Annotated in this window: 11 protein-coding genes and 1 pseudogene; 8 read left to right on the top strand and 4 right to left on the bottom strand. The window is 66.0% G+C overall.

What is annotated here, in order from left to right; genetic code table 11:
* Positions 1-207: 207 nt before the first annotated feature.
* Together IIB36_07515 and IIB36_07510 are read right to left on the bottom strand one after the other, a co-directional pair.
* The gene (locus IIB36_07515) at positions 208-1,329 is read right to left on the bottom strand and encodes a hypothetical protein (protein ID MCH7531604.1); all 1,122 of its coding nucleotides are present in this window, start codon (positions 1,327-1,329) and stop codon (positions 208-210) included.
* Between the two features lie 137 nt (positions 1,330-1,466).
* Positions 1,467-1,988 carry a RidA family protein gene (locus IIB36_07510; protein MCH7531603.1) on the bottom strand — a complete coding sequence of 174 codons (522 nt, stop codon included), beginning with the start codon at positions 1,986-1,988 and terminating at the stop codon, positions 1,467-1,469.
* Positions 1,989-2,250: 262 nt separating this feature from the next.
* On the opposite strand from IIB36_07510, the gene IIB36_07505 reads away from it, so the two are divergent.
* Positions 2,251-3,594, top strand: a complete 1,344-nt coding sequence (locus tag IIB36_07505) for a Zn-dependent hydrolase (protein ID MCH7531602.1) — start codon at positions 2,251-2,253, stop codon at positions 3,592-3,594.
* 18 nt (positions 3,595-3,612) lie between these two features.
* Here the strand turns inward: IIB36_07505 and IIB36_07500 are convergent, their stop codons facing one another.
* Both IIB36_07500 and IIB36_07495 read right to left on the bottom strand, forming a co-directional pair.
* Complete coding sequence (locus tag IIB36_07500; protein MCH7531601.1) at positions 3,613-5,223, bottom strand: hypothetical protein; 1,611 nt, start codon at positions 5,221-5,223, stop codon at positions 3,613-3,615.
* Between the two features lie 7 nt (positions 5,224-5,230).
* Complete coding sequence (locus IIB36_07495) at positions 5,231-6,211, bottom strand: MFS transporter (protein ID MCH7531600.1); 981 nt, start codon at positions 6,209-6,211, stop codon at positions 5,231-5,233.
* 332 nt (positions 6,212-6,543) lie between these two features.
* On the opposite strand from IIB36_07495, the pseudogene IIB36_07490 reads away from it, so the two are divergent.
* The 7 genes and pseudogenes from IIB36_07490 to IIB36_07460 form a co-directional block, all read left to right on the top strand.
* A pseudogene (locus IIB36_07490) lies at positions 6,544-7,298 on the top strand (MFS transporter).
* Between the two features lie 186 nt (positions 7,299-7,484).
* Entirely contained in the window at positions 7,485-8,435 is a 951-nt protein-coding gene (locus IIB36_07485) for an acetyl-CoA carboxylase carboxyltransferase subunit alpha (GenBank protein MCH7531599.1), read from the top strand.
* A gap of 7 nt (positions 8,436-8,442) precedes the next feature.
* Positions 8,443-9,288 (top strand): stage 0 sporulation protein, encoded by an 846-nt coding sequence (locus IIB36_07480; protein ID MCH7531598.1) that lies wholly within the window; start codon positions 8,443-8,445, stop codon positions 9,286-9,288.
* The gene (metG, locus tag IIB36_07475) at positions 9,285-10,829 is read left to right on the top strand and encodes a methionine--tRNA ligase (protein MCH7531597.1); all 1,545 of its coding nucleotides are present in this window, start codon (positions 9,285-9,287) and stop codon (positions 10,827-10,829) included. Before IIB36_07480 ends, metG begins: the two co-directional genes overlap by 4 nt.
* Positions 10,830-10,919: 90 nt before the next feature.
* Entirely contained in the window at positions 10,920-11,852 is a 933-nt protein-coding gene (locus IIB36_07470; GenBank protein MCH7531596.1) for a M23 family metallopeptidase, read from the top strand.
* A gap of 71 nt (positions 11,853-11,923) precedes the next feature.
* Entirely contained in the window at positions 11,924-13,123 is a 1,200-nt protein-coding gene (locus IIB36_07465) for a hypothetical protein (protein ID MCH7531595.1), read from the top strand.
* Positions 13,120-13,807, top strand: a 688-nt coding sequence (locus IIB36_07460; GenBank protein ID MCH7531594.1) for an insulinase family protein, incomplete at its 3' end; no start/stop codon positions are given. The genes IIB36_07465 and IIB36_07460, both read left to right, overlap by 4 nt.

The following is a 13,807-nucleotide window of genomic DNA, read 5'->3' as shown; positions in this document are numbered from 1 at the left end:
GCAACCGACAAGATCGGTGGCCGGGAGTGGCGACGCTACCTCAGAGGCGCAGACCCTCGACCTCGGCCACCGCGCCCGCGATTCGGGGGCCAGCAGCCCGTGGCAGAAGTACAGCGCAGGGGGGTCGCGGCCCAATAGGTCGTCTCTCCTCCTCGGACCACCGCCTTCGGCGGCGGTGCCCGCTACGGCTACGACTCGTCGTCCTTCCTACTCTTGAACTCGCGAGACCCCCGGGTACCCGCTTGCGGGTGGCGGCCCACTGTACTTCTGCCACGGGCTGCTAAGCTTGATGGGCAGGTGCCGCAGGTGAGACTCGATCAGACGACGCGGCGTCAGCTCCTGGTCGATGATTCGCGCGAGCTCCTCTTCCTTCTTCCACAGGAACTCGAGCGCCCGCGTCTCCAGGTCGAGCATACGCTTTTCGACCGACTCGTTGAGAGCGATCTCCAGGCCGATCGTGCCCGTAGCGCCCATTTTCCACAGAGACTCGCGGTTGTTCGTCACGGCAAGCGAGAACTCGCCGGCCGAGCCGGCCTGTTCGATCGCTGCCGCCGCGTCGCTGATCCTGCGCTCGGAAGCACCGCCGATGTTCTGGTACGCCAAGAGCCGGCGCAGGACGTTTTCGGCGACGTCACCGTGCAGCTCGTACACCTTGTCCGGTGTCCACGGGTCACAGCGCTGACACGGGACTCCTACGCCGAGCCTGCCGTCAGGACCGCGCAGCGGGTACACCCACCACCCCAGGTCGTAGCGAAGAGCCCGGAGCGTGCTGTGGCAGTAGGGGCACGTCTCGCGCCCGTACCACGCCGCCCAACCGAACCGGCGCCACCGCAGGACGTCCGCAACCGGCGTGTCCTCCCAGTCGATCGAGACATCCCAATCCGTCAGCCCGATCATCTCGCCGACGTACGCCATCGCACCGAACGTGTAGGCGGTGACCTTGGAGCGTTTGCTCTCGTACGAAGACTTCCGCTTCCTCAGCTCGCGCCCATATCGCCACCACGCCTGCTCGACGAGTCCAGCCTCACCGACCCGAATGAGCGTGAGCCCACCGGCGTGCAGCAAGGTGATATTGGCGGTGTGCGCGAGCGGTTTGGCGTGGTCCCGCACGATGCGCTCGAGCTCGTAGAGCGCCGCTTCGCGTTCCTCCATGGGGCACAGGTTCCACCTGCGGCAGCCCTCGCAGACCGCCCACAAGCGCCCCTTGACCGGATCGAACGCAATCCTGCGCCCGCGCGTCATGTGCGCGAGCTGACCGTTCTCGGGAAACGGTCTATGGCAGAAGAGACAGCGTGTGAACATCCGCCCCCGGTCGGTCTGCACCCTCAAGTCGTCACCGCGTCCACATCCTCATCCCGTCCACATCCTCACCCCAACGCGACCCTGTACACGTGAGTCCGTGCGTGCCGCACACCTTTCAACACTACCAAGACGCGCATGGCTGAGACAGGTTTCCTGGGTTCCGCCTATCGCGCGGCCGCTATGCACTCCACCTCGACGCGCGCGTCGAACGCGAGTCCGGCCACCGCTACAGCAGAGCGGGCAGGTGGGTCGCTTGGGAAGTACTCCAGATAGACTTCGTTGAACGCCGCGTAGTCGGACATGTCGGCGAGGAAGACGGTGCACTTGACCACGTCCTCCCAACCGGCTCCCGACGCTTCAAGAACCACGCCGAGATTGGCCATCGCCATCCTCGCCTCGGGCTGGATTCCACCTTCAGCGAGGGTGGGCGGGTCCACACCGGGCAGCGCTCCGATCACTCCAGACAGGAAGATGAAGTCCCCACTGCGAACAGCGGATGAGAACACCGAGAGCCGCGCCACGCCCTCGATTTGGATGATCTCCTTGCGAGGCGCCTGGGTCGCTTCGACGCCATCGGCTGCCTGCCCCCGGTCCCTCCGCGCTTCGATCGAGCAGGACGAGCACAGCAACGCGACCAGCAGTGGAGCGGCGAGTCCGCCGCGACGCCATCCATGACCCAATGGCATGGCGCGCGACGACCGGCAAGTTAGCCGCATAAAGTCTTCCTCCGACGAGTGTTGTGAGAAGGGGACAAAGTGCTGCCGGCACGGCGGGGGCGCCACTCCTGCAGACGCGGCTGGCGCATCACCAGCAGCCCGTGGTAAGAGTACAGTGGGTCGCCCACCCGCAAGCAGGTCCTGGGGGGCTCGCGACACCTGGATAAGGAACGACATCGCGTGGAGACACACCTGTGAAGGACCTGTCAGAGCAAACGCTGATGAGCTGCCGATGAACCGCCGCCACTTCGCTCGGCTTTCCTTCGCGGGGCTGGCCGGTCTCTATGGGACGCATGGGCCGAATCTGCCGTTCGGTGCCGGACGCTCTCCCACGAGGCCCTTTCGACAAGAACTGACCGTAGACAGCGCACGACTCGGGCGTAGGATGCGCACCCTCGCCACGTTCGGCGCCAACGATGCGGGCGGCATCGACCGGGTCGCCTTCAGCGACGCGAACATCGAGGCGCTCGACTGGGTCGCTGGACTGTTCGCCGATACAGGATTCACCACCGAGATCGACCTGGCGGGCAACCTGATCGCTCGTAGGGTGGGCACCCAGGCCGATCTGCTCCCGCTGATGTTCGGGTCACACATCGACTCCGTGCCCGGAGGCGGCAACTTCGACGGTCAGGTCGGGTCCATGGGCTCGGTGGAGGTCGCGACCACGCTCGCGGCCGCGGGCCACGCCACGCGTCATCCGCTCGAGATCGCCATCTTCTGCAACGAGGAAGGCGGCAAGACCGGAAGCCGAGCGCTCGCCGGCGAGGTCGAGCCATTCGAGCTCGACATCGAGACGGTCTCGGGGCTCACGATCGGAGAGGGCCTGAAGCGGCTCGGCGGCGACCCGGACCGGCTCAGCGAGGCGCGCCGGCCGAGGGGCTCCCTCGCCGCCTTCCTGGAACTCCATATCGAGCAGGGCTCGGTCCTGGACGCAGACGGCATCGACATCGGCGTAGTAGAAGGCATCGTCGGGATCATGCGCTGGAACGTGACGGTCAACGGCGTGACGAACCACGCCGGTACCACCCCGATGGATCGGCGCGCGGACGCGATGCTCGCCGCGGCCCGCTTCGTCGATGTCGTGCATCGCACCGCCCGCGAGACACCGGGTCGTCAGGTCGCCACGGTCGGCCGGCTCATCGCCGAGCCCGGCGTCCCCAACGTGATCGCCGGACGAGTCCGGCTCACTCTCGAGATCCGCGATCTGTCGATGGAAGGGATCGCGGGGCTGTTCGCGGCAATCCGAGCGCGAGCTGAGAGTATCGCGGCTGAGTCCCATACGACGTTCTCTTTCGACCGATTCTATACGAGCCGAGCCGCGCCGACCGATGAGCGCATCCAAGAACGGGTCGCGAGCGCGGCCTCCGAGCTCGGGCTGTCCGCGCGGCGGATGCCGTCGGGCGCGGGTCACGACGCCCAGAGCATCGCGCTGCTCGCACCGGTCGGCATGATCTTCGTTCCATCGGTGGGGGGGATCAGCCACGCTCCGGAAGAGCACACCGCCGCGGGCGACGTCACGAACGGCGCCAACGTGTTGCTGCGCACGCTGCTGGCGATCGACGAAGCAGGGCTGTAAAAGCCCGCCAGAAGCCTCCTATCCACCTTCCTCGTCGTATACGAAGAGGGAATGTCCGATCACGCGGAACGGCTCTCGAGCCCGGTAGCTCGCAAAGGGATCTCGCCCCTGCAGATACAGCCCCTGGAGGTTGGTCGCGGAGATTACCGTGAACCGAGGCGACGCTTCGGCGGCCGGCGTGCGCTCGTGGTCGAGGCGGAAAAAGCTCGGGAGCGCCACGTACTCGATACCGTAGGCGTCCGGGACCGCGCTCCCGAAATACGAGAGCCGAACGCTCGACACTCCCTCGTCCTCCATGAAGTCCCTCAGCTCGTGCAGGCCCTGACCCCAGTCGAGGTTGGAGTCGACCAGTGCTCGATATGCCGCGTCGCGACCGCCGGCCCAAACACTCGAGTAGGCGAGGAAGTGTGGGTAGACGGAAAGCACCGAGAAGGCCTGGAGAGCAACGAGTCCCACAAGGAGGCCGCGGAGGGGCCGCCCGGACCGACGCCAGACACGAGCTACCCCAACCGCCGCCAGCACCGCGAGCAGCGGCATCATCGGCAGCGCATACCGGAAGCCAGCGTTGAGGTCCGACTGGAGCAGGAACACCCCGAAGACCAGGACTCCGAGAAGCGCCCCCCTGCCACGCCAATCCAACACCGACTCGAGCTTGCGGCCGCGAGCCAACCAGGCCGCGATCAAGCCCGCGGCGCCCAGGCCGAGAATCACCTGGAACGCGGCCGGCGTCTTCAAGAAAAACGCCACCGGGTAGTAGTACCACCATCCGGACGCGCTCGTCTCGCCGAGTAGATACGCGGGCGCCTCGTGCCCCCCGGACGCATGCAGGACCGTCCGCCAGAAATTGAAGCGGAACAACGTGAGCGTCGGGTCGCCCCGGTACAGCACGACGAAGCTCGCATACAGCGCGAAGGCGCCGACCGACAGTGCGACCCCCAGACCTCTCAGCCATTCCCGGTCGCTTCTGTGAGGCCACACGCCGGCGACGATCACAAGAGCGGCCACAGGCACGAGCGCGAGCGCGCTGAGCTTGATTCCGAGCGCGGCCGTCACAGCCAAACCGGCGAGCGCAGCCCGCAGGGGCGTGGGTAGCCTCACCGCGACGTCTAGGGCCCATACAGCCAACAGATAGGCCAGCGCGAGCGGCAGATCATTGTAGGCGACGCCACCGTGCGCCAGCACGTCAGGAGTGAGCGCGGTGAACAGCGCCGCGGCGCTGCCCGCCAACGGCCCCGCGATCCACCAGGCATACGCTCCGGCGACCGCCACCAGCACGGCCACGATCAACGTCCCCACGATGCGCGCCCGAGCGAGCAACTCGGTCGGGTCGTTGCCGAGACGAAAGAAAAGCGCGCGGGCGTAGTCCCAGCGGTCGTCGAAGAGCCACTCACGGTCCTCCGCGGGTCGATCAGGATGCCCGCTGGAGGCGGCCAAGCCGTATGCGTACATCATGAGCGGAGGCTGGTCCGTGACCATGTCCCAGCGTCCCTCCGTAACTCCGCGCAGCCCGCCCGATACGAGAATGATCTCGTCGAACGTGGCAGACGTGTGGCGGGCGCCCAGGTGGGCGAGCACTCCGGCCGCGAGCGCGGCCACCGCGATGACGGTCACGCCGGCGCGGCGCGACACGGTCACGTCAGGATGCCGCCGCCTTCGGGTCGTTCACGCGCTGGAGCAGAGCGAGGCCGATAACGAATAGGACAGCGATCAGCAGGAAGCCGGGACGCTGATTGCCCCTGAACACGAGCGCAGCGCCCCCGAAGAGCAGTGGGCCCATGACAGACGATGACTTTCCGCACAGCGCGTAAAATCCGAACATCTCGGCCTCCTTGCCGTCCGGGATCAGCGAAGACATGAAGGTCCGGCTCGCGGACTGCACCGAGCCGAGTCCCAGCCCAACCATGACCGCCATTCCCCAGAACAGCGTTGGGTTCTGAATGAAGAAGGCAGACACGCTGGCGACGATCCACAGCACGAGCACACCGTTCAGGATCTTCTTGGGCCCATAGGTGTCCGTGGGCTTGGCGAGAGCGAACGCGCCCACGAGGGCGGAAATCTGAACGACCAGAAAGAGAATAAGCGTGTCGTTCGGGGTGAAGCCGAAGGTCTCCGTAGCGACGGTCCCCGCGGTCACGATGATCGTCAACACGCCGTCGATATAGAAGAAGAAGGCGATCAGGAAGTTGCGGAGATCCTTGAGCAGCCACACTTCGCGCACGATCTCGCGAAAGTTGGTGATGCCCCACCGGGCGGCCTGTGGCACGCTCATCCCCCCGCCTTGGTCGCGCGGGAGATAGAAGAATGCCGGGAGCGAAAAGATCAGAAAGAAGGCCGCTACGAGCAGCCACACCACTTGGGTCCGAGTCTCCGCGAAGGGGAGCACCATGAGCAGGCCGAGCGCAGATCCGAGATACCCCACGCCGAATCCCAGTCCAGAGACCCAGCCCTGCTTCTCCGGCGGGGCGATGTCCGGCAGGTAGGCATTGTAGAAGACCAGAGCGCTCTCGAAGCCGACGTTCGCGATCACGAATATCACGAAGCCGGCGACGACCATGCCCGGTTGGAGCGTGGTCATCAGCAGCACACCGATCAGGCAGATCACCGTGTAGGCGAGCATGAACTTCTTTCCGGGCGCCCCCCCGATCGGCAATGGCCCCCAGCAGCGGCGACGTGACCGCGACGATCAACGCCGAAACCGCCACACAGAGTCCCCACCACCAGTTGCCCCGGCCCGTCTCGTTCCCGACAACAGTTTCGGCGTAATAGATCGAGAAGACCGTGGTGGTGATCACCGCCGGATAGACCGAGTTCGCGAAGTCGAAGAGCGCCCACGCACCGACCTGCTTCTTGTTCATCCAGACTCCCACGGACGGAGAAGACGCACACACGGTAGCGATCCGGCGCTACGTACGTCCAGCGGATGGGCCTTCCCACGCCGGTTACGTTTCGTTGGTGAAGAACAGCTCCCCGCGTGTGATCCTCTTCACGCTCTGGCTCCTCGTCTTCTCATCAGCGAGCCAGACGATGATCGTTTCGCCGATCCTCCCACAGATCGGCGACGACCTCGGTATCGCGGACGCGGTTCTCGGCACTCTGGTAACCGCGTACTCGCTGATGGTCGGCATGTTTGCGATCCTCTCCGGTCCGGTCTCGGACAGGATCGGGCGTCGCCGCATCCTGCTCATAGGCTGCGCCGCGATGACAGTCGCACTCGGCTTGCATGGGCTCGTCGACAGCTATGTCTCGTTCCTCGTGGTGCGGGTCTTCACAGGAATGGCCGGCGGCGTGCTCAGCGGAGCCGCGGTTTCGTACATCGGGGACTACTTCCCATACGAAAGGCGTGGGTGGGCGACCGGCTGGGTGATGAGCGGGGCGGCGTTCGGTCAGATCGTCGGGATCCCGATGGGAATGGTGATGGCCGAGCGGTGGGGCTTCCGGTGCTCGTCGCTATGCGGGTCAGTCCCTTCTCCGCTCTGCTGACTGGGCTGGTACGTGACGAGCGGCGGGGTTCCCTCATGAGCCTCGCCGTCGCTCTGGGCCAGCTCGGCTTCGCCCTCGGGGGCGCCGTCTCAGGCCCTCTGTTCGCCAGGGTCGGGTATGTCTCTGACACGCTTCTCGGCGCTGTCTTCGTTCTCGGGATGGGGCTCATCGTTTGGTTCTTCATCCCTGAGCCCAAGTTGGAAGTGGCACTAGCGGCGGATTGAGGCGCGCCCGCCGTCGTCCTATCTTTCCGGCCTTCAAGGGAGGGGTGTACCTACCGTTCACGCCCCGTGAACGTGCCCGAAGACCTCCGAGGAGGCGTTGTTGACCCCAGATTCTGGCACCCCACTGCGCGTGCTCTTCGCCGAGGACGCATTCGACCATGTCCTCCTGCTGAAAGCGTTCCTGCCATGCACCTAGAGTTCGAGCGCGACATCGTCGAGGTTCAGGCGCAGATCGACAAACTGCTCGATCTGGCGGACCGAAAGGGCATCGACGTCGCCGACGAGGTGGAACTCCTGAGAGCCAAGCTCAACGAGCTCAAGGGGCAGACCTACGAGAACCTACGACCCATCGAACAGGTTCAGGTCGCTCGTCATCCCCAGCGTCCGTATACGCTCGACTACATCGAACGAATCTTCACGGATTGGCTCGAGCTCCACGGAGACCGTGCGTTTCGTGACGACGAAGCGATCGTGGGCGGTTGGGCCCGGCTGCGTGGGACGTCCGTGATGGTCATCGGCCACCAGAAAGGCCGGGACATGAAGGACAACCTGCGCCGCAACTTCGGAATGGCGCACCCGGAAGGGTACCGGAAGGCGCTCCGGCTCATGAAGCAGGCGGAAAAGTTCGGGAAGCCCGTGATCACCCTGATCGACACTCCTGGCGCGTATCCCGGCATCGGCGCCGAAGAGCGTGGGCAGGCCGAAGCGATCGCGAGCAATCTGCGCGGGATGGCCCGTCTCCGGACCCCGCTCATCAGCGTCGTGATCGGCGAAGGTGGGTCCGGCGGGGCTCTGGCGCTCGGGGTCACCGACCGCATCTTGATGCTCGAACACTCGGTGTACTCGGTCATCTCCCCCGAGGGGTGCGCGGCGATCCTATGGCGTTCCGCCGAGCATCGCGAAAAGGCTGCGACGGCGCTGCGGCTCACGTCCAAGGACTCGGTGGAGTTCGGCATCTGCGACGAGGTCATTGACGAGCCGCTGGGGGGGGCGCAGGCCGACTGGGACGTCACCGCGCAACGGGTCGGGGACGCGCTGGAGCGTCACCTGAACGACCTGAGCGCGCTGTCCCCCGAGGCTCTGCTCGAGAGCCGGTGGGCCAAGTACGCGGCCATCGGCGCGTGGCACGAGGCCTAGGAACCAGGTGCCGGGCTTCGCTGAGATCAGCTTCAAGGGCACGCGCAAGGACTACTACGCGTATCAAGGCCTCGACCTGCGTCCAGGTCAGCATGTGATCGTCGAGGCCGATCGTGGTGAGGACATGGGTGAGGTGTCCGCGGTCGGGGTGATCGCCGAGAGGAAGTGCTCATCGTCGAGCGGCGGCTGCGCCACCCCCGCCCCCGAACGCCGAGTGCTCCGTTTCGCACGCAGGGACGAAGCCGCGCGGGCGCGAACGCTTCGCACGGACGAGGATCGAGTGCGTTCGGAAGCACGAACCCTCGTCGCGAAGCACGAGCTCAAGATGAAGGTCACCGAGGCCGAGTGGCAGTTCGATCGCAACAAGCTGATCATCTACTTCACCGCGGAGAAACGAGTCGACTTCCGGCAGCTCGTGCGCGACCTAGCCCGCACGTTCCGCACGCGCATCGAACTCAAGCAGATCGGCGTGCGCGACGAGGCCGCGCTGCTCGGCGGCGTTGGGCGTTGCGGCCGGGAGCTGTGCTGCTCGACCTGGCTACCCGAACTCAAGCCGGTCTCCCTCCAGCTCGCCAAGGACCAGCGCCTCTCGCTGAACCCCGCACAGATCAGTGGCTGCTGCGGACGCCTCATGTGCTGCCTGATGTACGAGCACCGTACGTACGTCGAGGCGAGACGGCGGTTCCCCAGGGAGGGACAGAAAATCCGCACCGCGACGGGGCACGAGCGAGTAGCCGCCGTAGATATCTGGAACGAAACAGTCTCGCTCAAGAACGACGAGGGTCAGCGGCGCACGATCTCGCTGGACGAATTGAAGGGCGAGGTCAGCCAGCCACAGCGGGACTCACCGTGACGGAGCCACGGCGGAGGTACATCACCACGCCTATCTACTATGCGTCTGGCGACCCTCACATCGGGCATGCCTACACGACGATCCTCTCAGATATGCTCGCGCGCTTCGAACGGCAGAACGGCACTGACGTCTTGTTCCTCACGGGCACGGACGAACACGGCCCCAAGATCCAGGACGAAGCCGAGCGCCGAGGGATGCAGCCATTGGAGCTGTGCGACCTCATGGCCGAACGCTTCTCAGCCGCATGGACGACGCTCGGCATCTCTCACGACCGTTTCATCCGGACGACCGAAGGCGAGCACAAGTCGATCGTCACCGCGTTCCTGCAGCGCCTCTGGGACCGTGGCCAGATCTATCAGGCTCCGTACTCGGGATGGTACTGCATCCACGAGGAGCGGTTCTGGACCGAAAAGGACCTGGGTCCGGACAGTACGTGCCCCGACTGCGGTCGGACCGTCAGTCATCTGGAAGAGACGAACTATTTCTTCAGGATGAGCGAGTACCAAGAGGCGCTAATCGCACACATCGAGCAGAACCCCGACTGGATCGTGCCGGAGGAGCGGAAGAACGAGGTTCTGGGCTTCCTCCAGAAGCCGCTCGGCGACCTCTCGATCTCGAGACCGAAGTCGCGCGTCAGTTGGGGCATCACCCTCCCTTTCGACGAAGACCACACGGCGTACGTGTGGGTCGACGCGCTGATCAACTACCTCACCGCCTCCGGTGCGATCGATCCGACTCGGCCCGTCGGCGAGCAGGGCTTCGAGGACGTGTCCGGCTCGTGGTGGCCCTGCGACTTGCACCTGGTCGGCAAGGACATCATCACCACACACGCGGTGTACTGGCCGACGCTTCTGATGGGCGTCGGCCTGCCGCTGCCGAGGCAGATCCTGGCTCACGGTTGGTGGCTGGTCGGTGACGCCAAGATGTCGAAGTCGATCGGGAATGTGATCGACCCGCTCGCGTTGAGCGACGACTTCGGTGCCGACGCGGTACGCTGGTATCTCCTCCGCGAGATGCCCACCGGCTCCGACGCCTCGTACACGGCCGAGCGCTTCATGACGCGATACGAAGAGCTAGCGAACGTGCTCGGAAACCTCGCGAGTCGAGTTATCTCCATGGTTGGCAGGTATCGCGACGGGGTCGTCCCGGATGCGCGCGGGACGGGGCTCGACGAGCAGATCGAGTCCACGTTCGCGACCGCGCGGCACGCGATGGAGCGGTACAAAGTGCATGAGGCTCTAGCGGCGGCGATGGACTTGGCGCGGACAGCCAACGGATACGTCGAAGATCGTCAACCGTGGTCGCAGGCCAAAGACCCAGTCGCGGCTTCGGAGTTGGACGAGACGCTGGCGAGCCTGTGTCGGGTGCTCGCGGTTCTGTGTGCGCTCTTCGAGCCCGTGGCCCCTCAGAAGATGGCCGAGCTGGCTGCACGGTTAGGGCTGGGCGCAGTCCCGACGCTGGATGAAGCGCGCGCCGTCTCCTTGGCAGGGCAAACCGTCTCGAAGGGGAATCCCCTTTTCCCCCGCGTGGACCCTGCTTGACCTTTTGGCCTCGGCTTGACGACGAGCGAACGCCGCCTACTTTCCCGTCCGCTAGGCTCCCCAACCTGTGAATCGCTACCAAGGTGCTGAATGACCGGTGATCGGTGGACCTTCCTCGTTGTCCGTGGCGAGGACAGTCCGGTCAAGCAGTACTCGTTCTCCCCTCGCTTCCTGCGCGTCGCGATCGGAGGGGTCGCCACCGGTGCCCTACTGCTCGTGGCGTCTGCGCTGACCGTCGGTCTCGACGGCTATTCGCGTGTCCAGACCAGCCGCCTCGAGGCCCAAAACGAAGCTCTTCGCATCGAGTTCGAGCAGTTTCAACGCCGGATCGATCTTCTCGAGGGCACGCTCGATGAGGTGGCGGCGAACGACGCCCGGTTCCGTGCCATCGCCGGACTCGAATCGATCGATCCCGAAGTCCTGCAGGCAGGTGTCGGCGGCCCGGGGCTCGGTTCCCCCGAAAGTTACGTGCTCTGGTCCGTAGACCCGGTCGTCTCGAAGACCGCGTTCGCGGTCTCGTACGACCTCAACACGCTCGAGCGCCGGGCGCGGCTGCTCTCGGCGAGCCTCGCGGAAGCAACGGATTCGGTGCTCGCGCATCGCGACCTGCTCGAGTCGACTCCATCGATCCTCCCCACAGCCGGGTGGACGAGCAGCTCGTTCTCGACGTCCCGCATGCATCCCATCCACAACCGCCCACTTCCGCACCCCGGCATCGACATCTCGGCGATCAAGGGCACGTCGATTTTCGCGGCAGCCAAGGGTCGAGTGGTCCGCTCCGGCTGGGTCGTCGGGTACGGGCTCACCATCGAGATCGACCACGGCTTCGGATACTCGACGCTCTATGGCCACGCTGCCAAGCTCATCGCACAGCAGGGCCAAGAAGTGACGCGCGGCGACGTGATCGCGCAGGTCGGGAGCACCGGTTTCGCGACCTCTCCGCATTTGCACTACGAGGTGCGTGTGAACGGAGTGGCGCAAAACCCCGCGAAGTTCATCCTGCCTGAACCGGTACGATACTGAGCCGCTCGACAGGTCCCAAAGTTCCCAGGGCGCTCTCGGGCGCCCTTTCTGTTGCCACTAGAAGACTGTTCATGCGGGTTGCCCCGGGCCTACTTCTGCTTCTAGCCCCTCCGCTCGCCGCGCACGCACAGGCAAGTGACGCGGCCTTCGCCCCGGACACGATCGTGCAGATGCCGGGCGGTCCCCGTGTCGTCCTGCTACGCTCCGACCCCGGCGGGGTCGCCGCGCTCAGACTCTCCGTACCGCTCATCGAGAGTGCTGCGGAGGCGGGCGCCGGCCGGATGCTCGCCGCGCTGGCGGAGCACCGCATGCTGGGACCGGCGCGTCAGATTGGCGCCCGCGTCTCCGCCAGCCGGACGCCGTGGGGCCTGGCGTATTCGGTGGAAGGCGCCGAAGTCGATCTCGACTACCTGACGTACTTGCTCCGGCTCGCAACCGCAGAGCCTCGCCCGGAAAGCGGTGTGTTGGAGGCCATCCGGGCTGAGCTCATCGTGGATCTGGAGCGTCAGGCTGACTCCCCGGGCGATCGCCTGCTCGCTGACCTTCGCCGCGCCGCGGCGCCGGAGCTCACGCCTTTGGGGGGATCGCGTGGCTCGGTTCGTCTCCTCAACGAAGCACGGCTACGGGCGGTATGGCGGAGGACCCATCGAGCTCCGTCGATGTCGCTCGTGGCGATGACGTCCGCGAGTCCCGCGGCGCTTCTTGCCATGCTCGAAGCGATCGGTCTCCCAGCGGGCGAAGTGGCGGCTCCGCTGGACGCTCCGGACCCGGGAGGGACGAGCACCGGTCCGCCCCCCCTGCGAAGCTGGTACGGCGAGGCCCGAGTCGATCACGCGGTGGCGGATCCGCACGCGGCGGTCGCCGCGCGCCTCATCTCGCAGAGCCTCGCAGACGTGGGTCCAGGGGTCGAGATCGGCGTCCGTCTCTGGCAGCTCCGCGACAGGACTTTGCTCGTGGTCGCGGGCGCGGCCCGGAGCCGGCGAGCCGCCGCTTCCCTCAGAGAGGCAGTGCAGGCGGCGCTCGGTGACGTTGCGGCTTCGCTCGACGCGCGCGAGGTCGAAGACGCAGTGGATCGTGTGGGCCGCGAGTACCGGACTCGCGCTCGCACGCCGGGAGGTCTCGTCGAGCAGGTAGGCCGCATGGCCGACGGCACGGGTGACCCGTCGGACGCGTCGCGGTATCTCGCCAGGTTGGCTCGCGTGACCGCCGCAAGTCTCACCGCCTACCTCGACGGCCTGGGGACGCCCGTCGTGGTGGAGCTTCTGCCATGAAGGCACGTCACTCGTCAGCCACATCGGGAGCGTTGCTCGCCGCGCTGATCGGCGCCTGCGTTTCGCCCCTTCCAGGCCAATCCACCGCCTACGCCGCGGTGAGCGTCGACGACGGAAACCGGGCCCCGCTCGTCGTCATTGGCACCCGTCTGCCGATCGGTTCGCGGCACGATGCGGCGGGCCTCGAAGGAACCGCGTGGCTGCTCGGCAAGACTCTGGCCGCCCAGACGAACGCGACGCTGGGTGCGGAGGCTGAGGTCACGGTCGATGTCGGCAGGTCGACGACGCTGTTCATCCTGACCGTGCTGCCCAGCGCGTGGCAGGTCGCGTGGGCGACCTTCGAGCAGACTCTCTTCGAAGCGACAGTCGACTCGGCCGCGTTCGAGCGGGAGCGGTCTACGCTGTCCAGACAGCTGCTTTTCCAGAGAGGATCCCCGGCGCTGGACTCCGAGCGGAGGTCGGTGCAGCTCGTGGCGTCGGCTTCCAGCCCATGGGCCCGGCCCGCGCGCGGCACGCGCGAGTCTCTCGAGGCGCTGACGATTCACGACGCGCAACTCCTCCGCCGTCACGAATACTCGGCAGCATCTTCGGTGGTCGCCGCAGTGGGCCTGGGCGACAACCCGGTCTTGCGTGATCAGCCGCCCCGCCTCGTGACCTCCCCGCCCGACGGACCAGCGTGGACCG

The sequence above is a fragment of the Gemmatimonadota bacterium genome (genome assembly GCA_022560615.1).
In the GTDB taxonomy this organism is placed as follows: Bacteria; Gemmatimonadota; Gemmatimonadetes; order Longimicrobiales; family Gaopeijiaceae; genus UBA1138.
Note: the sequence above shows the minus strand (reverse complement) of the source record. Positions and strands in the feature narration are given on the sequence as shown.

Bases quoted from the DNA above. Each gene is read 5' to 3' on its own strand.
- IIB36_07470 (MCH7531596.1), top strand. From the start codon at position 10,920: ATGACCGGTGATCGGTGGACCTTCCTCGTTGTCCGTGGCGAGGACAGT.
- IIB36_07485 (MCH7531599.1), top strand. From the start codon at position 7,485: ATGCACCTAGAGTTCGAGCGCGACATCGTCGAGGTTCAGGCGCAGATC.
- IIB36_07510 (MCH7531603.1), bottom strand. From the start codon at position 1,988: ATGCCATTGGGTCATGGATGGCGTCGCGGCGGACTCGCCGCTCCACTG.
- IIB36_07465 (MCH7531595.1), top strand. From the start codon at position 11,924: ATGCGGGTTGCCCCGGGCCTACTTCTGCTTCTAGCCCCTCCGCTCGCC.
- IIB36_07495 (MCH7531600.1), bottom strand. From the start codon at position 6,211: ATGCTCGCCTACACGGTGATCTGCCTGATCGGTGTGCTGCTGATGACC.
- IIB36_07505 (MCH7531602.1), top strand. From the start codon at position 2,251: ATGAACCGCCGCCACTTCGCTCGGCTTTCCTTCGCGGGGCTGGCCGGT.